This is a genomic window from Paraburkholderia graminis C4D1M, assembly GCF_000172415.1.
Classification (GTDB): Bacteria; Pseudomonadota; Gammaproteobacteria; order Burkholderiales; family Burkholderiaceae; genus Paraburkholderia; species Paraburkholderia graminis.
Genome location: NZ_ABLD01000029.1, coordinates 1 through 23025 on the forward strand (window position 1 = coordinate 1; position 23025 = coordinate 23025).

Annotated in this window: 22 protein-coding genes, 1 pseudogene and 1 riboswitch; of the genes and pseudogenes, 12 read left to right on the forward strand and 11 right to left on the reverse strand. The window is 63.5% G+C overall.

From position 1 onward, the window contains the following. Positions 1 to 641: 641 nt before the first annotated feature. The 6 genes from BGRAMDRAFT_RS28895 to BGRAMDRAFT_RS28925 form a co-directional block, all read right to left on the reverse strand. Positions 642 to 1568: a DMT family transporter gene (locus tag BGRAMDRAFT_RS28895; RefSeq protein WP_035569836.1), complete on the reverse strand. Its 927-nt coding sequence runs from the start codon at positions 1566 to 1568 to the stop codon at positions 642 to 644. A gap of 300 nt (positions 1569 to 1868) precedes the next feature. Further along, positions 1869 to 3467 (reverse strand): L-lactate permease, encoded by a 1599-nt coding sequence (locus BGRAMDRAFT_RS28900; protein WP_006052440.1) that lies wholly within the window; start codon positions 3465 to 3467, stop codon positions 1869 to 1871. Positions 3468 to 3665: 198 nt separating this feature from the next. Beyond that, positions 3666 to 4169 (reverse strand): hypothetical protein, encoded by a 504-nt coding sequence (locus tag BGRAMDRAFT_RS28905; RefSeq protein ID WP_006052441.1) that lies wholly within the window; start codon positions 4167 to 4169, stop codon positions 3666 to 3668. Between the two features lie 237 nt (positions 4170 to 4406). Beyond that, positions 4407 to 4619, reverse strand: coding sequence for a glycine zipper 2TM domain-containing protein (locus tag BGRAMDRAFT_RS28915; RefSeq protein ID WP_006052442.1), 213 nt, complete (start codon positions 4617 to 4619; stop codon positions 4407 to 4409). 261 nt (positions 4620 to 4880) lie between these two features. Next, positions 4881 to 6812, reverse strand: a complete 1932-nt coding sequence (gene thiC / locus BGRAMDRAFT_RS28920; protein WP_006052443.1) for a phosphomethylpyrimidine synthase ThiC — start codon at positions 6810 to 6812, stop codon at positions 4881 to 4883. A gap of 131 nt (positions 6813 to 6943) precedes the next feature. Next, positions 6944 to 7062: riboswitch (TPP riboswitch) on the reverse strand. Positions 7063 to 7284: 222 nt separating this feature from the next. Then, on the reverse strand, positions 7285 to 7704 hold the full coding sequence (locus tag BGRAMDRAFT_RS28925) for a GreA/GreB family elongation factor (RefSeq protein ID WP_006052444.1): 420 nt from the start codon (positions 7702 to 7704) through the stop codon (positions 7285 to 7287). Positions 7705 to 8276: 572 nt separating this feature from the next. Between BGRAMDRAFT_RS28925 and BGRAMDRAFT_RS28935 the strand changes: the two genes are divergently transcribed. The 5 genes from BGRAMDRAFT_RS28935 to BGRAMDRAFT_RS28955 all read left to right on the forward strand — a co-directional run bounded on the left by BGRAMDRAFT_RS28935 (position 8277) and on the right by BGRAMDRAFT_RS28955 (position 12294). Beyond that, complete coding sequence (locus tag BGRAMDRAFT_RS28935) at positions 8277 to 9119, forward strand: DUF1223 domain-containing protein (RefSeq protein ID WP_006052445.1); 843 nt, start codon at positions 8277 to 8279, stop codon at positions 9117 to 9119. 36 nt (positions 9120 to 9155) lie between these two features. Continuing rightward, positions 9156 to 9794: a cytochrome b/b6 domain-containing protein gene (locus BGRAMDRAFT_RS28940; RefSeq protein WP_006052446.1), complete on the forward strand. Its 639-nt coding sequence runs from the start codon at positions 9156 to 9158 to the stop codon at positions 9792 to 9794. A 33-nt stretch (positions 9795 to 9827) separates the two neighbouring features. Beyond that, on the forward strand, positions 9828 to 10619 hold the full coding sequence (locus BGRAMDRAFT_RS28945) for a molybdopterin-dependent oxidoreductase (RefSeq protein WP_006052447.1): 792 nt from the start codon (positions 9828 to 9830) through the stop codon (positions 10617 to 10619). 113 nt (positions 10620 to 10732) lie between these two features. Further along, complete coding sequence (locus BGRAMDRAFT_RS28950; protein ID WP_006052448.1) at positions 10733 to 10963, forward strand: pentapeptide MXKDX repeat protein; 231 nt, start codon at positions 10733 to 10735, stop codon at positions 10961 to 10963. Positions 10964 to 11364: 401 nt separating this feature from the next. Further along, complete coding sequence (locus BGRAMDRAFT_RS28955) at positions 11365 to 12294, forward strand: EamA family transporter (RefSeq protein ID WP_006052449.1); 930 nt, start codon at positions 11365 to 11367, stop codon at positions 12292 to 12294. Positions 12295 to 12355: 61 nt separating this feature from the next. On the opposite strand, the pseudogene BGRAMDRAFT_RS36255 reads toward BGRAMDRAFT_RS28955, so the two are convergent. After that, positions 12356 to 14397, reverse strand: a pseudogene (locus BGRAMDRAFT_RS36255) (2,4-dienoyl-CoA reductase FMN-binding domain-containing protein). Positions 14398 to 14757: 360 nt separating this feature from the next. Here BGRAMDRAFT_RS36255 and BGRAMDRAFT_RS28965 point away from each other — a divergent pair. Continuing rightward, the gene (locus BGRAMDRAFT_RS28965; protein WP_006052451.1) at positions 14758 to 15552 is read left to right on the forward strand and encodes a DUF4397 domain-containing protein; all 795 of its coding nucleotides are present in this window, start codon (positions 14758 to 14760) and stop codon (positions 15550 to 15552) included. Positions 15553 to 15797: 245 nt separating this feature from the next. Here the strand turns inward: BGRAMDRAFT_RS28965 and BGRAMDRAFT_RS28970 are convergent, their stop codons facing one another. After that, positions 15798 to 15932: an entericidin A/B family lipoprotein gene (locus tag BGRAMDRAFT_RS28970; protein ID WP_006052452.1), complete on the reverse strand. Its 135-nt coding sequence runs from the start codon at positions 15930 to 15932 to the stop codon at positions 15798 to 15800. Positions 15933 to 16130: 198 nt separating this feature from the next. Next, positions 16131 to 17711 (reverse strand): sensor histidine kinase, encoded by a 1581-nt coding sequence (locus BGRAMDRAFT_RS28975; RefSeq protein WP_006052453.1) that lies wholly within the window; start codon positions 17709 to 17711, stop codon positions 16131 to 16133. A gap of 206 nt (positions 17712 to 17917) precedes the next feature. On the opposite strand from BGRAMDRAFT_RS28975, the gene BGRAMDRAFT_RS34090 reads away from it, so the two are divergent. From BGRAMDRAFT_RS34090 to BGRAMDRAFT_RS29000, 5 genes are all read left to right on the forward strand, one after another. Beyond that, positions 17918 to 18094, forward strand: a complete 177-nt coding sequence (locus BGRAMDRAFT_RS34090; RefSeq protein WP_006052454.1) for a DUF1328 domain-containing protein — start codon at positions 17918 to 17920, stop codon at positions 18092 to 18094. Positions 18095 to 18176: 82 nt separating this feature from the next. Next, a complete protein-coding gene (locus tag BGRAMDRAFT_RS34095; protein WP_006052455.1) occupies positions 18177 to 18338 on the forward strand; it encodes a DUF1328 domain-containing protein in 162 nt (53 codons plus the stop codon). A gap of 82 nt (positions 18339 to 18420) precedes the next feature. After that, positions 18421 to 18978 (forward strand): ferritin-like domain-containing protein, encoded by a 558-nt coding sequence (locus BGRAMDRAFT_RS28990; RefSeq protein WP_006052456.1) that lies wholly within the window; start codon positions 18421 to 18423, stop codon positions 18976 to 18978. A 127-nt stretch (positions 18979 to 19105) separates the two neighbouring features. After that, positions 19106 to 19738 carry a response regulator gene (locus tag BGRAMDRAFT_RS28995; protein WP_013338705.1) on the forward strand — a complete coding sequence of 211 codons (633 nt, stop codon included), beginning with the start codon at positions 19106 to 19108 and terminating at the stop codon, positions 19736 to 19738. Positions 19739 to 19758: 20 nt separating this feature from the next. Next, positions 19759 to 20187 (forward strand): response regulator, encoded by a 429-nt coding sequence (locus BGRAMDRAFT_RS29000; protein WP_035569834.1) that lies wholly within the window; start codon positions 19759 to 19761, stop codon positions 20185 to 20187. Positions 20188 to 20214: 27 nt separating this feature from the next. Here the strand turns inward: BGRAMDRAFT_RS29000 and BGRAMDRAFT_RS29005 are convergent, their stop codons facing one another. Then, positions 20215 to 21417: an MFS transporter gene (locus tag BGRAMDRAFT_RS29005; RefSeq protein WP_006052459.1), complete on the reverse strand. Its 1203-nt coding sequence runs from the start codon at positions 21415 to 21417 to the stop codon at positions 20215 to 20217. 208 nt (positions 21418 to 21625) lie between these two features. On the opposite strand from BGRAMDRAFT_RS29005, the gene BGRAMDRAFT_RS29010 reads away from it, so the two are divergent. After that, the gene (locus tag BGRAMDRAFT_RS29010; RefSeq protein ID WP_044021947.1) at positions 21626 to 22141 is read left to right on the forward strand and encodes a DUF2569 domain-containing protein; all 516 of its coding nucleotides are present in this window, start codon (positions 21626 to 21628) and stop codon (positions 22139 to 22141) included. 20 nt (positions 22142 to 22161) lie between these two features. On the opposite strand, the gene BGRAMDRAFT_RS29015 is transcribed toward BGRAMDRAFT_RS29010, so the two are convergent. Next, complete coding sequence (locus tag BGRAMDRAFT_RS29015; protein ID WP_006052461.1) at positions 22162 to 22989, reverse strand: phosphodiesterase; 828 nt, start codon at positions 22987 to 22989, stop codon at positions 22162 to 22164. Positions 22990 to 23025 lie beyond the last annotated feature (36 nt).

The window sequence follows — 23025 nt, forward strand, 5'->3', positions numbered from 1 at the left end:
GTGCGCGCGCTGACGCCGGACCAGACCCGCGTGGCCGTCGTCGACGACAAGGGCGGTCTCGACGAAAGCCCGCAGGCAAAGCAGATCCTGACGCTGATGGCCGATCAGTTGCGCTGAGGCAAGCGCGCCGCTGCGCGGCAGCGGCGGCAAGCTGTATGAAAAAAACCCGTCCGGGACATTCTTGTCCCGGACGGGTTTTTTTATGGCTGTGGCCTATCCCAACACTCTCCCGCGATTCGACGTCACGTTACTCCGCTGACGTTACCCCGGTGACGTAACTCTCCGACGCGTTGCGGCAGCGTGCCGAAGCCATCACACGCCACGAAAAATGCAGCGCAAATTCAACGAGTTACCGCCAACCTCTCGCGTTTAATCCCAACTGGCATACATGCTGCTTTAGAAGTACATGGGGCCGGATTCCCGTGGCCTCACCCAGGCGAAGTCTCTTCTCAATAGCGCTTTTCATTCCATCGAGCATCGGCCGTCAAGCCGATGCCGAGCCCGATGACGGCCGCGCGCTCGACGCGCGGGCCTCGGTGGCCCCGTCGCCTATCCTCGTAGGGCGACGGTTTTTGCCCGCACTCCGGTGGAGTGCGGGCTATTTTTTGCGCCGGCCCACGCAACCGACCCCAACAACGCGTTCACGTATCGGCGCGCCGCGTCCCCAGCCACGGCAAGCGCTTGATGACGCCCGTCGCCAACGCCGTGCCCACCAGAATCACGCCGCAGCCTTCGAGCATGCCGGCCGACACGCCTTCGCCGAGAAACAACGCGCCCCACAAAATGCCGAAGATCGGAATCACGAACGTGACGGTGATTGCCCGCGCCGGTCCCGCGACCGCGATCAGGTGGAAGAACAGCATGTAGGCGACGCCCGTGCACGCCACGCCGAGCGCGATCACCGCGCCCCACGCGTGCAGCGAGACCGGCGCGCTCGGCCAGTAGATCACGGCGAGCGGCAACAGCACGATGGTCGCGCCTGTCATGGTGCCGGCCGCGACGGTCAGCGCGTCGACGCCGGTCAGGTAGCGTTTCGTGTAATTGGCCGCGATGCCGTACAGAAGCGTTGCGCCGAGCGCGGCGCCCGCTGCGAGCGCGGTGGTCAGCGGCGTCGCCGCCGAGCCGCTCGGCGTGGCGATCTGATCCCACACGAGCATCAGCACGCCGAGGAAACCGATCGCGAGCCCGAGCGTGCGCAGTCCGGTCAGCCGGTCACGCAGCCAGACGAAGGCGACGAGGCCGCCCCACAGCGGCGTCGTCGCGTTGATCACCGAGGTCACGCCGGCGGACAGCGTCAACTCCGCATACGCGAACAGGCAGAACGGCGCGGCCGAATTCAGAATGCCCACCACGAGAAGCGGGAAAGCTCGCGTGCGCAGGATCGTCGCGGATTGTTGCAGCGGACGTCGCGCGAGCAGCACGACGATAAGAAACGCGGCGCCGATGCCGACGCGCAGCGCCATCAACGGAGCAACGCCGAAGTCGGTCACGCCGACGCGGATAAACAGGAATGACGCGCCCCATAAGGCCGCGAGGATCAGCAACTGGAAGAGGTTTTTGGCATTCATTATGGTGGCGTCGCGCGCGGTTGAGTCGAGACGCCTGTGCATCGTAACAGCGCGATTACCCGAAACGTTTCACGTCTGAATGAAACGGCAAGTATCGGGAGAGGACGTCTGACACACGTGATCGTAAGCGTCGCGGCGAGGCGCGCATAGCGAGCAATTCTCACGCTGATGTGAGAAAAATTACGATCACGGGCGAGGGAGGAAGGTGAAGCGCCGGTGCGACCGGCGCCTCCCGTCTACGAGAAAAATTTCGGCAGCATGCCTGGCGGCCGAGCAACCGCTAGAGCCGCCCAACAACCGTCAATGCGGAATCATCCCTTGCAGCACGTTTTGCTGCAGCCACACCAGAATGCCGAGCAGCACGGTCAGCAGAATCGAGTGCTTGAAGGTCTTCGCGAACACCACGCCTTCCTTGCCTTTCAACTCCGTGGTCGCGACGCCCGTCGAAATGTTTTGCGGCGAAATCATTTTGCCCATCACGCCGCCGGACGAATTGGTCGCCGCCATCAGCACCGGGTTCAGGTTCAACTGATGCGCTGCGACCACCTGCAAATTGCCGAACAGCGCGTTGCCCGATGTGTCGCTGCCTGACAGAAACACGGCAACCCAGCCGAGGAATGCGGACACCAGCGGAAAGAACGGTCCGACGGACGCGACGCCGAGTCCGAGCGTATATGTGAGACCCGAGTAATTCATCAGATACGCGAGTCCGACGATGGTCGCGACCGTCAGAATCGCGATGCGCGTCTGCACCCACGTATCGGCGATGGCCGCGCCGAATTCGCGCGCGCCGAGTCCGACCACGAGGCTCGTAATGATCGCCGCCACCAGAATCGCGGTGCCGGTCGCGAGCGGCTGGAAGTCCCAGATCGCGCCGTACGGCGTGTTGTACAACGTGATGAACACGGCCTTGTCGAGCCCCGGCCAGGGAATTTTCACGTCGCCGATCAGGAAGATTTTCGCCACCGTCCAGACGATCACCACGACGGACACGATGATCCACGGATACCAGCCCTGGCCGCCGCCGATCTTGCTGCGCACTTCGCCGGCGCGGTCGATGTCGATCGCGAACGCCGGGTCGACCGCCGGCTTCCACACGCGCAGGAATGCAATGGTGACGATCAGCGAGACCATCGACGACAACACGTCCGTCAGACTGTAGTTCACGTAGTTCGACGAGACGAACTGCGTCAGCGCGAAGCTCGCGCCGGAGATCAGCAGCACCGGCCAGATGCGCAGCATGTTGCGAAAGCCGGCGTACACGGCGATCACATAGAAGGGCAGCAGCAGCGCGAAGAACGGCAACTGGCGACCGACCATTTTCGCGAGCAAATCGGCCGGCAGATGCGTGACCGCGCCGAGCACCGTAATCGGCACGCCGAGCGCGCCGAATGCGACCGGCGCGGTGTTGAAGATCAGCGTGAAGGTGAGCGCCTCGAGCGTCGGAAAGCCGAGCAGGATCAGCAGCGAACTGGTGATCGCGACCGGCGTGCCGAAGCCCGAAATGCCCTCGAGCAGCGCGCCGAACGAAAAGCCCACCACGACGAGCACGACGCGCCGGTCGTTCGGCAGATTGTCGATCATCCACATGCGGAAGGCGGCGAAGCGGCCGGAGCGCTGCGCGATGTTGTACAGCAGGATCGCGGTGAACACGATCCACATGACCGGCCAGCACGCGAACACGGCGCCCGCCGCGACGGAGTCGAGCGCGAGCCCCACTGGAAACTTCCACCCGGCAATGGCGACGATCAGACCGACGACGAGTCCGGCGAGCGACGCCTGCCACGCAGGCCGGCGCGCCCAGCCGAGCAGCACCAGCACGACAATGATCGGCAACGCCGCGACGAGAAACGACGCGAGCAGCGAATCGCCGATGGGGGTGAGTAGTTGATGAAACATCACGTCTCCTTCGTTGTTGTTCGAAATCGACGCGAGATTGCCAATGACGGGACGCGTCGCTGGTGCAGGACGGATGAGCGCCGCCGGGCACGAAAGCGCCGGGCGGCTCGCTTTTAAACGCTTACTGTGTGAGGCTTAACCAAGCATAGAGCCCGAGGCCCGCGCGTCAAGAAGGGAAACTACGGGAGGAGCGAAAGCTCAGTGATGATGACCGTGCCCGCCGCCGCCCCACGACCAGCCGAAGCCGATCGACACGGCCGGCCCATACCAGCCCGGATAGCCGTAGCCGTACCAGGCCGGATAGACCGGCGGCGGATAGTAGGCGGGATAAGCCGGCGCAACGTACACCGGCGGCTGCGCGACCACATACGCGGGCGGCGAAGCGGCCGCGCCGGGCTGCGGCTGCTGGCCATATTGCGCCTGCGCCGACTGCTGCTGCATGGACTGCGCGCCCTGCGAGTCGCCGGTCGTGCCGAGCGGCACTTCGCGCTGGGCAGCGCTCGCTGGCACGGTCGCGTAATACGACGGATAACCCGCGTAATAGCCAGGGTAGTAGCCGTACGGGTAATAGCAGCCCGACAGCAGCAACGCGCTTGCAGCGCCGCTCAACGCGAGCCGGCCGCGGCCGATGCGCCGGCGAGGCGCAACCGTCGCGAACTGCATGCGAATAGTATGAAAAGTGTCGATGACGCGGGACTTCATGGCGCGCTCCAGTTTGCAAACAACGCGGCCGACGCCGTCGTCGGTACGTTATCGCACGAGCTTACGCCGACGGCGCGCGAGGAGGTTTGCAAAACCGTAACGGCGTATTTCGCCTCATTGCAGCCGCGTGTTGCGGCTCTCGTCCAGCGCCGTTTCGATGCGGCACATCCGCATAGATTGTGAGCAAAGCGGACGGGGCATGGCGCCCGGTCCGCTTTGTCCGGTCATACGAGGCGATTACTTGCCGACCTGGTTGCCGATCACGCCGCCGACCGCCGCGCCGCCCAGCGTGGACAGCGCGCTGCCGCCGATCACGGCACCCGCCGCGCCGCCGACGCCCGCACCGATCGCGGTGTCCCGTTGCCGCGTCGTCATACCCTCGCACGCGGAAAGGCTTGCGACAACCGCGACGATCATCGCAAGCGAACCTATCTTACGAATCGATCTCATGATGTTGACTCCCTGTTGTAATTCGAAACCGCCTGTCGTTATTGTTCGTTCGCTTTGATCTTATCGCCGGAACCGGTTTCCAGATGTATGCGGTTGTCAGCAGACTGACGGTTTCGTAATCAAATGTTTCCCTGTTTGCAGCATCGCGTGTGCCTGACCTAAGCACCAAAAAAAGCCCGCAAGCGCGGGCTTTTGCGTGGCGAAAGGTTGCGCGCGCATCGAGTGGGCGACGGCATGCGCCCCACGCGATGCGCGAACGCATCACTGCCGCTGGTAAATTTCAGCGCCTTTCTTCATGAACTCTATCGACTTCACTTCCATGCCTTTCTTCAGCGCTTCGTCGTCGGTGACGCCTTGCTGCGCGGCGAACTCGCGCACGTCCTGCGTGATCTTCATCGAGCAGAAGTGCGGGCCGCACATCGAGCAGAAATGCGCGACCTTCGCGGAATCTTTCGGCAGCGTTTCGTCGTGGAATTCGCGCGCCTTGTCCGGATCGAGGCCGAGGTTGAACTGGTCTTCCCAACGGAATTCGAAGCGCGCCTTCGAGAGCGCATTGTCACGCACCTGCGCGCCCGGATGACCCTTCGCCAGATCGGCGGCATGCGCGGCGAGCTTGTACGTGATGATGCCGGTCTTCACGTCGTCCTTGTTCGGCAAGCCGAGGTGTTCCTTCGGCGTGACGTAGCAGAGCATGGCCGTGCCGAACCAGCCGATCATCGCCGCGCCGATGCCCGACGTAATGTGGTCGTAACCCGGCGCGATGTCGGTGGTGAGCGGCCCGAGCGTGTAGAACGGCGCTTCGTCGCACCATTCCAGTTGCAGGTCCATGTTCTCCTTGATCAACTGCATCGGCACGTGGCCGGGGCCTTCGATCATCGTCTGCACGTCGTGCTTCCACGCGATCTGCGTGAGTTCGCCGAGCGTCTTCAGTTCGCCGAGCTGCGCTTCGTCGTTCGCGTCGTAAATGGAACCGGGACGCAGGCCGTCGCCGAGCGAGAAGGCCACGTCATACGCCTTCATGATTTCGCAAATGTCTTCGAAATGCTCGTACAGGAAGCTTTCCTTGTGATGCGCGAGGCACCACTTCGCCATGATCGAGCCGCCGCGCGACACGATGCCGGTCATGCGCTTCGCCGTCAGCGGCACGTATTGCAGACGCACGCCCGCGTGAATCGTGAAGTAATCGACGCCCTGTTCAGCCTGCTCGATCAGCGTGTCGCGGAAGATTTCCCACGTCAGGTCTTCGGCCTTGCCGTTGACCTTTTCGAGCGCCTGATAGATCGGCACCGTGCCGATCGGCACCGGCGAATTGCGGATGATCCACTCGCGCGTTTCGTGGATGTGCTTGCCGGTGGACAGATCCATCACCGTGTCGCCGCCCCAGCGGATCGCCCACGTCATCTTGTCGACTTCCTCGCCGATCGAAGACGTCACCGCCGAGTTGCCGATGTTCGCATTCACCTTCACGAGGAAGTTACGACCGATGATCATCGGCTCGCTTTCCGGGTGATTGATGTTGTTCGGGATGATCGCGCGGCCGCGCGCCACTTCCTCGCGCACGAATTCAGGCGTGATTTCGGTGACGCCATTCGGACCGAACGCGCTTGCACCGAACGCCTGGCCCGGATGCTGGCGGCCCATCATCGCGGCGAGCTTTTCGCCGTTCGGGCCGCTCGTCTTCAGGCTCTCCAGATATTCGGCGCGGCGCTGGTTTTCGCGAATCGCGATGTATTCCATCTCCGGCGTGATGATGCCTTTACGCGCGTAGTGCATCTGCGAAACGTTTTTGCCGGGGATCGCGCGGCGCGGCGTGCGATGCAGGCCCTGGAAGCGCAGATCGGCGGTAGCGGTGTCGGCCGCGCGTTCGCGGCTGAAGTCGCTCGACAGACCCGTCAACGCTTCCGTGTCGCCGCGTTCCTCGATCCAGCGCTGACGCAGTGCGGGCAAGCCGGCGCGAATGTCGATCTTCGCGTCGGGATCGGAGTAGGGGCCCGACGTATCGTAGACATAGACCGGCGGATTCTTTTCGCCGCCGAAGCTGTCGGGCGTATCCGCCTGGCTGATCTCGCGCATCGGCACGCGGATGTCGGGACGCGAGCCCGTCACGTAGACCTTGCGTGAGTTGGGCAGCGGCGCGACGGCAGCTTCATCGACGTGGGCGTCGGCGGAAAGGAACTTCGGATTGGCGTTCATGCATGTTCTCCGTGTGTCGGCCGGAGTTAAGCGCAATGACGCCTTGCTCCGGTCCCATTCAATGTGGGGCCGCTAAGCAGGAGACGAGATGGAAGTAGTCGGAATTCGCGAGAGGTGAGGCTAGAGACTGGCTGCGAAATCCGTACGCTTCCCTGCGCTGGCATTATCCAGATCAGGTTCAAAGGGTATTTCTCACCCACGTGGCACGGACCTCCGACTTCCGTGCAACGCAGGACCCCCGCGTTAGCAGCGCACACGATACACCGGGCGGGCGCTGCTTGGCAACCCGCGCGCGATGCGTGAGTGCTAATGCGGGGCAGCACGCGGTGGTTTGCTTCGGCGGCTGCGGGCGGAGAATCGCTGCGCTCTTGCATGCGCGATTTACGCACTATGCTTGTAGTGACGCGGCATGCAGAACGCAGAACGCGGAATGCAGCACGCTATGACGCGCCGCAGCACCGGCACGGGTTGCTTAACGCGTGAAGTCGTCCGCAGCTTCCGGCTGATACAGGATTTTCTCGAGCTTCAGCACTTTTTCGGCGCCGCTCGGCGGCATGAAGTGAATGTGCTCGCCGCGCTTCGCGCCGAGCAGCGCGAGGCCCACCGGCGAAAAAACATTCAGGCGGCCATGAGCGAAGTCGGCGTCGGGCGGATAGACGACCGTCCACGTCATCTGCTCGCCGCTGCTTTCGTCGACGAGCGTGGCCTGCGAGTTCATCGTGACCACGTTCGCCGGAATTTCGCGGGAGTCCACGATCACGGCGCGCTCCAGTACGTCGTCGAGCATCTCCTGAAAACGGGCGTTCGCGCCGGGCGCGGCGGCGTGCTTCTCAAGACGCGCGACGTCGAGTTCGGTGAGGTAACACTGCTTGGTCCTTCTGGTCGTCTTCACGGCGGCTACTCCAATTCGATCTGCAATCTCTGTACGAGAATAGGTCATGCGGATGGGATCGGCCCGGCGCTCCGACAGTCCCTTGAGGGACGACGCAGCTTCAGGCAAGGAGCAGGCTGCGTCAGTCGGGGTGCCGGGCGGCGAGAAGCGGAACCGTTGCCGGCAGAAGCGTTCGCGACGGTTCGCCGGCCCTTTGCGGCGCGAGTTCCACGCGCGCGCAGCCGGTTGCGCCACGAGGGCGCAAGCGGGTGAAGGCACGGGAAGTCGGAAAGCGCATGAGTGGCCGGCGGTTATCGAATGAAGTGGGTGGCGCGCCGCTTGAAAACAGAGTCATGAGAAGACCACAGCAAAGCGGCGCGATCGACACAAGCATGTTAGCACGGCGTCTTTCAGCGACCTTGGCGGACATTTCGTTGTTGTAAGTCGCAGTGTAGAAAGTTGGCGACATCGCGCAAGCACGCGTGGACGCCGCCGCAAACAACAGAAAACAAACGGGCGAAAAAAATTTGCGGCGCGGTGTCATAACCGGCGACGCGCTTCGACAAACGTGCAGATCCTGATCGGAGCACGTCATGCAAACAGTCATCAAACGCCGGGCGCATCGGCCGTTTAGTCGAGCCGTCGCACTCGTCGCCGCGCTCGCGTTGTTGTGCGCGAGCGGCCTCGTGAGCGCGGCGAGTGCGATGTGCAGCGCGCGCAGTCCCGCTCATCGCGTGGCGCTCGTCGAGCTTTACAGCAGCGAAGGCTGCAATAGCTGTCCGCCCGCCGACGCGTGGCTCGGTCAATGGAAGAACAGCGGCGCCACGCGAAGCGTCGTGCCGCTGGCGTTGCACGTCGACTACTGGAACGGTCTCGGTTGGACGGACCGTTTCTCGCAGCACCGTTTCACCGAGCGTCAGCAGACGCTTACCGATCTTGCCGGCGGCCACACGATCTATACGCCTGAAGTGTTCGTCGGCGGACGCGAGTTGCGGACGTGGTCGCAGCAGGACAGTTTCCAAAGCCGCGTCGACAAGCTGATCGCCGAGCCGGCGCAGGCGAACATCGCGCTCGACATGAAGCCGCAGCCAGGCGGCGCGTTCGATCTCGCGGCCCGCTTCGACAGCCGGACTGCGGATAGCGCAGCACGGCTCGACGCCTATGTCGCCGTCTATGAAAACGCGCTGAGCTCGCAGGTCGGCGCGGGAGAAAACCGCGGCGCAACCTTGCATCACGAGAGAGTGGTGCGGCAGTGGATCGGGCCGGTGCCGCTCGTCGGCGGCAAGCTGCAGATTCGCCGCGATATACGGCTCGACAGTGCGGACGCGAGCGCAAACGCCAATCCGTCAGTCGATAAATTCGGCGTTGTCGCCTTCGTCGAAAACGCTGCAACGGGCGACGTGCTGCAAGTGGCTGATCTACCGCTCTGCCATTGAACGCACAACGCACGCCGCCAATCACAGGAGAGTCTCATGGCCACGCCTCACGTCGTTCGCGGCAACGCGCCGCCTGCCACGCCCGCGAGCGGCGCAATCCATCCGCTGTGGGTGCGCGTCACGCATTGGCTCAACGCACTCGCCGCGATCGTGATGATGCTGTCCGGCTGGCGCATTTACGACGCGTCGCCGGTCTTTGCGTGGTTTCGTTTTCCGACGGAAATCACGCTCGGCGGCTGGCTTGGCGGCGCGTTGCAATGGCACTTCGCCGCGATGTGGTTGCTGGTCTTCAACGGCCTGATTTATCTCGCGATGAATCTCGCGAGCGGACGCTTCATGCGCAAGTTTTTCCCGATCTCGCCGCGCGCGGTGTGGCGCGATTTCATCGCCGCGTTGACGGGCAAGCTCTCGCACGCCGACTTGCGGGTCTACAACGCGGTGCAGAGATTGGCCTACCTGTTCGTGGTTGTCGATCTGATCGTGCTGGTGCTGTCGGGCCTCGCGATCTGGAAGTCGGTGCAGTTTCCGCTGCTGCGCGAACTGATGGGCGGTTACGACAACGCACGCATCGTCCATTTCTGCGCGATGGCGCTGATGGCCGCGTTCATCGTCGTGCATCTCGCGATGGTCGCGCTCGTGCCGCGTTCGCTGCTCGCGATGTTGCGCGGCCGCTGAGCCCAACGTTCGAAATGTTACGGATACCGAATCATGGACAAGCCATCTGACAAACTGCCGGAAAAAGCCGCCGGCAAACTGGACCGCGAGTCGATCCTCATTGATGCGAGACGCGAGCTGTCGATTCCGTCGCGGCGTCTGTTCGGCAAGCAGTTGTTGTCGCTCGGCGGATTGTCGCTGCTCACAGGCTGCTCGCTCACCGACGACGACTCCGTCAACAAGTTTCTAACGGCCGTGTCGCGCCTGAACGATCGCGCGCAAGCCGCGCTGTTCGATCCGAAGCAGTTGGCGCCGACGTATACCGAAGCGCAAATCACGCGGCCGTTTCCATTCAATGCGTACTACGGCATCGACGAAGTGCCACAGGTCGACGCCTCCGGCTACACGCTGAAGATCGGCGGACTCGTCACGGGTCAGCGCGTGTGGACGTTGCCCGAGTTGTACGCGCTGCCGCACGCCGAGCAGATCACGCGGCACATCTGCGTGGAAGGGTGGAGCGCGATCGGCCGCTGGGGCGGCACGCCGTTCGGCGAGTTTCTGCGGCGCATCGGCGCGGATACGAGCGCGAAGTACGTCGGCTTCAAATGCGCGGACGATTACTACGAAAGCATTGACATGCCGACCGCACTGCATCCGCAGACGCTGCTCACGTTTTCCTACGACGGCGAGCGCCTGCCCGCGAAATATGGCTTCCCGATGAAGCTGCGCATGCCGACCAAGCTCGGCTACAAGAATCCGAAGCACATCGTCGAGATGTTCGTCACCAACACGTATCCTGGCGGCTATTGGGTCGATCAGGGCTACAACTGGTTCGGAGGCTCCTGACGCGCGCGGGTCGCCGCATGCGCCGCGCGCGTGCGCGACCTCGGGCGGCAGAAGCTTCGGAAATACGCCGGCTACAGCCGGTTCGATTCATCAACTACAAACGGAGTTATCCCATGAAAAAGATTGCAATCGCAGCAGCAGCCGTCGCCCTTTTGATGAGCGGCGGCGCCGCGTTCGCCCAGGCGAGCGGCGCCATGTCCAACGATGCGATGTCGCATGACACGATGTCCAAGGATTCGATGTCGAAAGACCACATGAAAAAGGACACGATGAAGCACGACAAGATGAAAAAGGGCGACGCGATGGGCATGAAGCACGAGGCGTCGGGCGCGATGAGCAACTGAGCGCAGGCAGCGGGCTGACGCGCCGACGCGCGTGTCTGGGCCGATGCCCGCTGCATAGCCGCTATACGCGGCGCGATTCTTAGACTGAGAGCCGGGGTGCCGTCTGCCCCGGCTTTTTGTTGCGTGTGCACCAAAAGTTACGATTCTTTCGCCTGGCGCGGTGGGCGCTTACTGCATAATGCGATGCGCGCCGTGCATTTGGCGCGCGAGCCGCGAATCGGCCGGAACTACCGGATCAACCGGACCGGCACCGCGGTTCCCGTATGGCTCTCTCTGTTAGCCAACCATCGTCTTTCGCTCCACCACCATGTCCGCCAGCCTCGCCCGTTTGACCGCATCGCCGATGCGGTGTCCGCCGTCCCCACAGCGGGAAGCTCGAACGGCGCCGGCGCGTTGACGACATGTCGCAGGAACTTCCAGGCTGGTTTTCTCGTGGTTTTCCGATCCGTTTGCCGCAATCGCGCAACGGACAGATCGCGCTCGCGCTCGGCGTCGTCTATCTCGTGTGGGGTTCGACTTATCTCGCGGTGCACGTCGCGCTCGGCTCGTTCCCGCCTTTGCTGATGTCCGGCCTGCGCAATCTGTTCGCGGGCGTCGGGCTATTCGCGTTCGCGGCGCGCCGCAATCCGGTGTGGCCGAGCGCCGCCGAAATTCGCAATGCCGGGCTCGTCGGCACGATGCTCGTCGGCCTGTCGAGCGGCATGCTCGCGTATGGCATGCGCACGGTCGGCACCGGCACGGCGGCGGTGATGGTCGCGACCGTGCCGCTCTTCGCGACGGTGATCGCGGCGGTGGCGGGGCGCAAGATCGGCAGAGGCGAGTGGTTCGCAGTGGGGCTCGGGCTCGTCGGCATCGCGATTCTGAGTCACGGCGACGACACGCCCGGCTCGGCGGGCGGCAGCCTCGCGATTCTCTGCGGCGCGCTCTTCTGGGCGGGCGGCGCGCATCTCGCCGGCCGTCTCAAACTGCCGTCCGACCTGTTTCTATCGACGTCGCTGCAAATCGGCCTGGGCGGCGCGATGTCGACGATGGTCGCGTGGGTCTCCGGCGAACGCATGCTCGAAGTGCATTTTCTGCCGGTGCTGGCGTTCATCTACCTGATGCTGATCGGCACGATGGCGGCCTACGTCGCCTACGGTTTCCTGATACGGCACACGAGCCCGATCATCGCGAGCAGTTGCATGTATGTGAATCCGGTGGTGGCGGTCGCGCTCGGCGCGTTGCTGCTCGGCGAGCCCGTTACGCATTCGACGGTCATCGCGACCGTCGTGATTCTGCTCAGCGTGGGTTTGTCTTTCTGGCTCGATTATCGAAAGAAAGCGCTCGCGTGATGCGCGAGACTGCGCACGAACGAGAGCGCGGCCCGCACGCAACGCGGGCCACGTTGGCGCTTTAAAGCCGCGCGGCCAGTTCAGCGCCTTCGCGAATCGCGCGCTTCGCATCGAGTTCGGTCGCGAGCGCCGCTCCGCCAATCACATGAAAACGCGGACCGCCCGCATCCGCCGATTTTCCACGCGCGGACTCCGTTGGATGCAAATCGCGCAGCGATTCCTGCCCTGCACATACGACGATATGGTCGACCTCCAGCCATTGCTCGACGCCGCCGCGCGCGATCTTCAAACCACGTGCGCCGGCTTCCAGATACGACACGCCGTCCAGCATCTTCACGCCGTTTCTCGCGAGCGTCGCGCGATGCACCCAGCCCGAGGTCTTGCCGAGCCCCGCACCGAGCTTGCCCGCCTTGCGCTGCAATAACCAGATCTGCCGCGGCGGACGCGCGGGCGCGGGCGGCTTCAGGCCGCCGGGTTCGCTGACGGACAGATCGACGCCCCATTCGTCGAGCCACGCGTCGCGCGGCAGCGGCAGCGGTTCGTCCGCGCGATGCAGCAAAAACTCGCTGACGTCGAAGCCGATGCCGCCCGCGCCGATCACGGCGACGCGCCCGCCCACCGGCGCACCGCGCAGCACGTCGACATACGACAGAACATTGGGCGCGTCGATGCCCGCGATCGCCGGCCGCCGCGGCACGATGCCGGTCGCGATCACGATGTCGTCGTAAGCGCCCGCGGCGAGCAGCGCGGCGTCGACGCGCGTGCCGAGCCGCACATCGACGCGATGCCGCTCGAGCTGGCTCTGGAAATAACGGATCGTCTCGCTGAACTCTTCCTTGCCCGGCACGCGCATCGCGAGATTGAACTGACCGCCGATGGTTGCGGCCGCATCGAACAGCGTCACGCGATGCCCGCGCGACGCCGCCACCGTCGCCGCCGACAATCCCGCCGGCCCGGCGCCGACCACCGCAACGGAGCGCACTTTCTGCGAACCCGCGAGCGGCCGGTACACGAGTTCGGTTTCGCGACCGGCGCGCGGATTGACGAGGCAGGTCGCGCGCTGATTCCTGAACGTATGATCGAGACAGGCCTGATTGCACGCGATACAGGTGTTGATTTCGTGCGTGCGTCCCTCGGCGGTTTTCAGCACGAACTCGGGATCGGCGAGCAGCGGTCTTGCCATCGAAACCAGATCGCCCGCGCCGTCGGCGAGCAAGGCTTCCCCGACGTCGGGCGTGTTGATGCGGTTCGAGACGATCACCGGGACTGTCACGGCAGCCTTCAGCCGCGCGCTCAACGCGGCAAACGCGGCACGCGGCACCGAGGTGACGATGGTCGGCACCCGCGCCTCATGCCAGCCGATTCCTGTGTTGAATATCGTCACGCCGGCCGCTTCCAGCGCGCGTGCGACCTGCACGGTTTCATCCCATGTATTGCCGCCTTCGACGAGGTCGATCAGCGAAAGCCGATAGACGACAATGAAGCGCTCGCCGCACGTCTCGCGCACCCGCTCAACGATCTCGCACGCGAGGCGCATGCGGTTTTCGATGCTGCCGCCGTAACGGTCCGTGCGCCGGTTGGTGCGCGGGCAGAGGAACTGGTTGAGCAGATAGCCTTCGCTGCCCATGATCTCGATGCCGTCATAGCCCGCGCGCTGGGCGAGCCGCGCGCGTAATCGCGCACGGTCTTCTGAATGCCGGCGATGCTGAGCGCGCGCGGCTTGAACTTCGAAATAGGCGACTTCAATGCCGATGCGGACACAACGAACGGCTGATACCCATAACGTCCTGCGTGCAGGATCTGCAGCGCGATCTTGCCGCCTTCTTCGTGAACCGCTTGCGTAAGCCGCCGATGATTGCGCAGATCGAATACCGAGTTCAGCGTGCCGCCGAAAGGCAGCAGCCATCCTTCGCGATTCGGCGAGATGCCGCCGGTGATGATGAGGCCGACGCCGCCCTTCGCGCGCTCGCGGAAGTACTCGGCCAGCTTCGGATAATTCCAGAAGCGATCTTCCATGCCCGTATGCATGGACCCCATCACGACGCGATTGCGCAAGCGGGTAAAGCCGAGGTCGAGTTCCGCGAGTAAGCGTTGGTAAGACATACAGGCTGCCGTTGTAAGTATGGGGTGCGCACGAACGATACACCGCGCGCTCGGGCTCACCATCTGAGGAAAGCTTCTAATGCTCGCCGCATGTTGCCCCGTAAGACATTCTCGCGCCGCGATAAGCCAATTCGATGACCGCGGCACAGCCATTGCTCATTGGGTGCGTCCATCGACATGGACCGCGCCGCGCCTTTAAAACAGGGCGTTGCGTGCAGGGATAGGAGGGAGTGCTTCGCCGAGGACAGCCAAAACGAGACCGTTCGAATCATTGCCGAACACGGTTTCAGATGGCGGCGTCCAGAGCGTGCGCCCGCATATGAATGGGCCAGAAGCCCGACATCGATATAGGTGAACAGAATGAAACTGATTCGAACCATGGCGGCCATGATTGCCGTTGCATCCGTGCTGAGTGCATGCGGCGGAGGCTCCGACGACGTAGGCAAGGAGCTGGGTCTGACGAACCCGCAAATCCATTTCGTGCATGCGATCCCGAGCGGACCGGCAGTGGACTTTCTCGTCAACGGCAACGCGCCGTCCGGACAGACGAATATCTCGTACAAGGGCGTGACGAACTTCACGAACATCAACACGGGTTCGACGAATGTTGCTTATGCGGCGACCGGCACCAAGACCGCGCTCGCAAGCGGCAATTTCCCGAACGTCTCGAAGGGCCACGAATATACGGTGCTCGCGTTGCCCGGCACGGCGGCGGCGGACATCGGCCTGATCGACGATCCGTTCGACAAGGGCCTTCTGTCGAATAGCGCGCGCGTGCGCGGCTTCAACGCATCGGGCAACGCGCCGAATCTCGACCTGTATCTCGTGCAGGCGGGCAACACCAACATCAGCACCGTGTCGCCGACCCTGGCGGGCGTCGCGTTCAAGAACGCCGTGCCGGCAAGCGGCCAGGATTCGATCTACGTATCGGGCGGCCAGTATGTGCTGATCGCGACGGCCGCGGGCAGCAAGACGCCGATCTATCAGTCGCAATCGTTCACGCTGTCGAACAACGCCGACTGGCTCATTACGTCGGTGCCGATCGGCGGTGTGCTGAGCCAGCTCGCGGTGGGGCAGATTCATCTGCTGATCGTGCAGAACGGCAATACGAGCACACCGAGTATCGAGTTGTCGAACACGCTGACGGGCGCATAAGCTCGCTAGCCAACCTGCGCGCATCGCAGCGCACGGCATAGCGGCAAGTCCTGGGAGGACGGGGCGGCGATTCACGCAAGTGGATCGCCGCTTTGTTTTGGCAACACGGGCAACGCTAAGCTCACGTTCAACAAGCACGCACAACAAAAAGCCCACTGCGGTTTCCCGCAGCGGGCTCGATGATGCATTGCATTGCGATGAACCACCCTGCGCCGCAAATGCGCAGGGCTTCAAGCAACAGCGATTTACTTCGCCTTCTCAGCCTGATTGGTGAGGGCGTCGCCACCCTTCGAGATGTCCTGGCCGGCACCTGCCATCGTGTTGCAGCCGGCGAGCGCGGCCGTGCCTGCAATGAGGAGCAAAGCGATCAGTCGATTCATGGAAGTTCTCCTTGTCGAGAAGGTATCGGTTGACGTGTCCCGCTAGCGGCTCTGCTAGCTGCCGACCGTGGCTTGCGCCAGTCGATCCGGTCTGATTGCATGGTAAAAAAAGGGCGCATGCGGCGCTGTCGGCTGCGCTGCGATTTTGTTGTAGGTGCGCTCTGGTGTTCGCGTCGGCGCACTCCTACAACGATGCTTTTAGTCGTTCTGCCGCGCGCTTGGGTTTGCGTCCGAGTCGCTGGCCGGTTGCGCGGCCGTGCTCGCGCTCGGCATCACGACATGAATGTCGGTGCCGTTCGGCACGCCGCGCCGTATGTCGAATCGTCCGCCATGCGCGGCGACGCGCTGACGCATGCCGAGCAGTCCATGCGTGTGCGTGCGCTTCAAATCCGCAGGCATGATGCCCACGCCGTTGTCCGCAATGTCGAGCGTCACTTGCCCCTCGCCGATATGCAGACCGATCGACACCTGCGACGCGCGCGCGTATTTCGCCGCGTTCGTCAGCGATTCCTGCGCGACGCGAAAGAGCGCGATTTCGGTTTGCTCGTCGAGCTTGATATCGTCTGCGGGAAGCTGCAGGTTCAGTGTCCAGTTGTTGCGCTGCGCGGCTTCGTCGGCGAGCGTGCGCAACGCGGTCACGAGACCGAAGTTCGCGAGCACCGTGGGCCGCATGTCCTCGATGATGCGGCGCTTGAGCGCAATACCCTGGTCCAGATTGGCGAGCGCACGCTGCAGCTTGCCGGCGATCTCGGGCGCGCTGTCCTTCAGCTTGCGGTTTGCCCACGCGACGTCCATCTTGCTCGCGGTCAGAATCGCGCCCAACTCGTCGTGCAACTCGCGCGCAAGCTGCGTCTTTTCGTTTTCGCTGACAGCCTGCAAATGCCAGCCGAGCGCCTCGAGTTGGCGGGTCCGTTCGTTGACGAGCTGATCGAGTTCGCCTTGCTGCGTGATCAATTGACGCTGCACGCGCGCTTGTCTGTCGATCTGAATGCCGAGATTGCGGAACAGCAGAATGAACAACACAATGTTGAGCGCCGAGAGTCCCGCCGCGCACAACGTCGAGATGCGCTGATCGGCGCGGCTCGCGGCGAGCGCATGCTGCGCGCGGCGTTCTTCGTTATCGCGCAGCAGGCTAAGCGTGCTGTCGACGAACGCGGGGTCCACCGCCTGCTCGCTGCTCGTGCTGCCGCACGCGCCAAGCTCCAATGGATGCGGTGCGGCGCGCTGCAACGCCGCCGCGCCCGCGCCGATGCGTGCGTCGATCAGCGCACGAATCTGCGTGAAGCTCGCGAGCTCGGCGCTATCGGCTTTGGGACTGCGGTAAAAGCGCTCGAGCGGCTCTTCGCTGGCGCGAATGCGTGCGGCCGTCGCGCAAAACGCGTGTGCGGCGTCGTCGCGCTTCGTCAGAAGATAATCGCTTTGCTGCGAGCTCAAACGCGATAGCTGGCTCGCCAGTGCACTCAGTTGCACGGTGACGTCGCGGGCTTCGAGCGCCGTCTCGTACTCGGCGGCGATGCGCTCGCGCGCGGTCTCCAGAATGACGAGCCCGCCGACGGTGATCACGATTGCGACCGTCATCGCGATCGCCCAGCTTCGGCTGCGCATCCAGTCGCTCAGACGCGCGGCGGCGCGGCGCGGTTGCGCAGCGGCTTGCGGATTGGTTTGGGCATCGGATTGCGCTTCGGTTTGCGCACGACTTCCAGCCTCGCTTTGCGCTTGCTGCTTCGCGTCATGCGGGACTGCGTTGGGCAAATCAGGCACGTTCTGCACGTTCGACACATTCGGCTCCGTGGACAGCCATCAGTGTAGCGTTCGCCGCCGCCAACGCGCGAGCGCTCGCGTGCGCGAATCGGCTCGTCGTAACGCTGCCGTAATCCAATGTAAGCGGATTCTCACACGAAAACCGGAGTGCGTCGGAATGCGCCCGCCGCCGCCGATGGATAGCATGAACCCTGATCCATTCATCGTTCCAGGAGGAAGCCATCATGCTGAAGTGGGCGTTGGTCTTCGCCGTCATTGCCTTGATCGCCGGTCTTCTTGGCTTTACCGGCATCGCGGCGGGCGCGGCGGCAATTGCGAAGTTCCTGTTCGTCGTATTTGTGATTCTGTGCGTGGTGTTCCTCGTGCTCGGCTTTGTGGTGACGAAAAAAATTGTCGATTAGCGCCGCTTGCATGTTTAGCGGCGCTTGAGGCAACGCCAGCGCACGAGAATTCACGCGGATACCAACAAGAAGGAGAGTCGCCATGCTTCACTATGCCATCGTCTTTTTTGTTATCGCGATCATCGCAGCGGTGTTCGGTTTTACCGGAATCGCGGCGGGCGCGGCCGAAATCGCGAAGATTCTGTTCTATATTTTTCTGGTCGTGTTCGTGGTCACGCTGCTGCTCGGCGTGTTCCGAACGTAGATCTGAGCACGACTCTAACGGCGCGTCGCGGGCATGGTCCGCGATGCGCCCATTCCCTCAATACGGATAAAGGAGAAACTCAATGGCGAACACACCTGGCGCCCAGTCGAGCGACCCGTTCGTGATGGACATTCAAAAGATTCGCGACGACGCCCGCAAGCACATGTCGGACGGACCCGTCACGCAAAGTTATGGCGCCGACCGCGAGACCGTGCTGAAGCTGCTCAACGACGCGCTCGCGACGGAGATCGTCTGCACGCTGCGTTACAAGCGGCATCACTTCATGGCGAAGGGCATCAACTCCGAGGCGGTGGCCGCCGAATTCGCGGAGCACGCAACGGAAGAGCAGGAGCACGCCGACCGCATCGCCGAGCGCATCGTGCAACTGGGCGGCGAGCCGGACTTCGCACCGGACGGCCTGAAAACGCGCGCGCATTCCGAGTACAAGGAAGGCGAGAATCTCACGGACATGATCCGCGAGAACCTGGTCGCCGAGCGCATTGCCATCGACACCTATCGCGAGATCATTCGCTATCTTGGCGAGAAGGACGTCACGACGCGGCGTCTGTTCGAAGAGATTCTCGCCGTCGAGGAAGAGCATGCGGACGACATGGCCGATCTGCTCGAGGGTCGCGAGTGAGTCGGCGCGGCTGTATGAGCTTGCGGCCGGCGGTAGTGGCCGCAACACAGCCGATAACGTCGAACGCCGGCGCGACGTCATTACAATGTCTGCTTTGGAGCGATTCCATCGTACGGACACCAAGCCGATGATTCGAGTGTTGATAGCCGACGATCATGCGATCGTCCGAGGCGGTTTCAGACAGTTCGTCGCCGACGAGCCGGACATGTGCGTCGCCGCGGAAGCCGCCACCGGCGACGAGACCATCAGCCTCGTGCGCGAGCAGGCATTCGACGTCGTGCTGCTCGACATCGCGATGCCGGATAAAAACGGCATCGACACGCTGCGCGTCATCAAGCAGGTGCGCCCCGAGCAGGGCGTGCTGATCCTCTCCGGCTATCCGGAGAGCCAGTACGCGATCAACCTGCTGCGCGCGGGCGCGAACGGTTATCTGAACAAGGACTGCGAGCCGGACGAGATCGTGCGGGCGATTCGCGCGGTGGCGCGAGGTCATCGCTATTTATCGGAGGCGGTGGCCGACACGCTCGCCGACAATCTCGACAAGCCGGCGGCGGCGCGGCCGCACGAAGCGCTGTCCGAACGTGAGTTCCAGATCTTCTGCAAGCTCGCGGCGGGGCAGATTCCCACGCAGATTGCCGAAGAACTGCATTTGTCCGTGAAAACGGTGAGCACGTACCGGGCTCGCGTGCTCGAGAAGATGCGGCTGGCGAACAATGCCGATCTCACTTATTACGCGATCAAGAACGGCCTGATCGAATAATGGACGATCGAGAGATGCCGATGAACAGCGAATCGAATACCGTTGCCGGATCAGCCAGTCACGCGCCGTTGCGCGTGCTGCTTATCGAGGATTCGCCGCTGATCCGCCGCAGCCTGGTGGAAGCCATCGACGCGTCCGGTTCGCTGCAAGTGGCCGCGTATGCCGATTCCGCCGACGAAGCCATCGCGCTGCTTGGCGACGAAGCGTTCGACGCGGTGATCGTCGACCTGCAACTGAAGCGCGGTTCAGGCGTGCCCGTACTGGCTTATTTGCAGCGCGAAGGCTTGATCGACTCGGTGTTCGCGGCGGTGCTGACCAACCACGCGTTGCCTGCCTATCGCGAGCGTTGCGAGCAGTATGGCGTGCGCCACTTCTACGACAAGTCGTTCGAATTCGATCGCGTGATCGACGCGCTGCACGAATATGCGCTCGCGCGCAGCCACGGCTGAGCGCTCGCCGTGCAACAACAAGCGCAATCAATCGTTTGCAGTACGAGCCTGCAGCGCCAGATGATTCCATGCGGCCAGGCCCGCGAACACCAGACCCGCGACGCTCACGCCGACCCATCCGAACACCGGCCATACAGCGGCGCCCACAGCGGAACCGAGGGCTCCGCCGATGAAATACGCGACCATGTACACCGTATTCACGCGGCTGCGCGCATCGGGCTTCAGCGCATAGATGCGCGACTGATTCGAAATCTGCGCGGCCTGCACGCCCACGTCGAGCACGATCACGCCGATCACGAGCCCCGCGATGCTCTTCGCGGAAAAGCCGAACACGACAAACGAAATCGCCACCAGCACGATGGACAGCGTGATGATCGCGCGTGGTCCGCGACGGTCGGCGAACTTGCCCGCGAGCGGCGCGGCGAGCGCGCCTGCCGCGCCGACGATGCCGAACAGGCCAGCGGCCTGCGGTCCGAGATGAAAGGGCGGCCCGGCCAATAGCAGCGCGAGCACCGACCAGAAGATGCTGAATCCGGCGAAGAGCGCGGCGCCCGTCAGCGACGCTTCACGCAACGCGCGATGCTCGACGACCAGATGCCACATCGACACCAGCAGCTTGCCGTACGACAGCGTGGAAGTCGGCTTGCTCTTCGGCAGACGCAACACGATCACCACGGCAAGCGCAAGCAACGCGAGCACCGACGCCGCGAATACCGCGCGCCAGCCGAAGTATTCCGCGACGAAGCCCGCTGCGGTTCGCGCGAGCAGAATGCCGAGCAGCAGGCCGCTCATCACCGTGCCCACCGCATGACCCCGCTGCGACGGCGGCGCGAGTTCGGCGGCGAACGGCACCGCCTGCTGCGCGATGGTGGCGAGCACGCCGATCGCGAGGCTCGCGGCAACCAGCACCGGCAGCGCCGGCGCGGCGGCGGCCACGACGAGCGCGATGCACATGCCCGCGGTTTGCAGCAGGATCAGTGCACGCCGGTCGAAGCGGTCACCGAGCGGCGCGAGCAACAGCATGCCGGCCGCGTAGCCGAGTTGCGTGACGGCGGGCACGACGCCGACCCACGACGCGCTTGCCGGAAACGACTGCCGGAAGTTGTCGAGCAGCGGCTGGTTGTAATAGATGTTCGCGACCGCGACACCGGCGATGGTGGCGAGCAGAAGCAGCAGGCCGCGCAGCGATGGATCGGCGGAAGCGGGGGCGGACGCGTTGGACGTGGACATGAGAGAGGGCGGTCGGCGGACCGGCCCATGCGCGGTCCTCAAGCGTGCCGATCATACCGGAGCGTATCGGATCGTGCTGACCCGCCGCCATTCGGATGCACGGCTCGTTTGTGACAAAACTGCGAGGTTTGATGCGGTGGGGTTCGTAGAATCGGCGGGCTATTTCTGCCCACGTCTTGCCCATTTCTTGCCCACCTCGCACGATCCGATGAAACAACGCACTGTGTGTCCGAGCCGACGTCACGCGCAAGCTGAGCTTGCGCCGCAGCGAATTGGCGGATGTCTGCTGGTCGCGCTAATTTGCCTTGCCGCGTGGGCGTTCGTCACCGCGATCGCGTTGCGCAATCCACTCGAAATGATGCTCGAATGGGAGTTGCTCGCCGTGTTCGTTCGCGCCGCGACGCATGGCTGGTATCGCGCGGTGATCGCGATGGTCGGCATGGACGTGGCGATCGGCGCGTTCATGGTCGCGGGCATCGGATGGTTCGCGCTGCTCGCGTGGCGCAGATCGGCGCGCTTGCCGCGGCACGTTCAGGCGTGGCTCGGCGCGATTCTCGCGATGCGAACTGGCGCGTATCTGCTGAGCGATTACATGACGCACGCAATCGGCATCGACATCGCGATTCCGTTCGATGGCCTGATGCAGGCGATCGTCGCGGCCGCGCTGGGCATACCCTATTTCCGCATGTCGCGGCGCGTGCGTCAGACCTTCGTGAACCGCTGAGCTTTACACACAGTACGCATTCAGTCGATCAACGCGCCTTCCGGCTCATAAAACGGATACGGACCGTCGGCGGCATCGACATACGCATGATGCGTGACGATGCCCGTCGCCGGATCGTAGCGATGCAGCGCATACGCGGGCGGCTCCATCATGAATGCCGACGGTGCATCGTCGCGAAGATCGAGCGCGACCTGATGCGCGGGCGCCGGCACCGCGGACGCGATCGTGCCGCCAAAACGCACGAACATCGGCCGATGAACGTGTCCGCAGATCACGCGCTCCACGTTCGGATAACGCGCGATCAATGCGGCGAGCTTGTCGGCGGCAAGCGGATCGAGCCGCAGCGCATCCATATGTCCGATGCCGCACGCAAACGGCGGATGATGCAGCGCGACCACCGTCGGCTTGCCGTTCGCCGCATCGAGTTGCGCGGCGAGCCACGAAAGCCGCGCGTCGCACAGCGTACCTGCGCTTTGACCCGGCACCATCGAATCGAGTGCGATCAGCCGTAGCGGACCGATGTCGGCCGCGTACTGCACGAACTCATCGCCGCCGTGCAGTTCCGCGCGATCGGGAAACGCGGCGCGCAATGCGGCGCGGTCGTCGTGATTGCCGACGAGCAGAAAGTAGGGGATTTGAAGCGGCGCGAGCAGCGTTTTCAGGTGCTCGTACTGTTGCGGTTCGCCCTGATCGACGAGGTCGCCGGTCATGATGACGACGTCCGGCCGAGGGTCGAGCGCGTTCAGCGCGTCGACGCAGCGCGCGAAGTGCGCGGCCGTATCGACGCGGCGATAGGCGAGCGCGCCGGGCCGCTTGATATGCAGGTCGCTAATTTGAGCCAGCAGCATGGGTAGTCCTTTGTGTTGCGCGCGGTTTAATGCGCG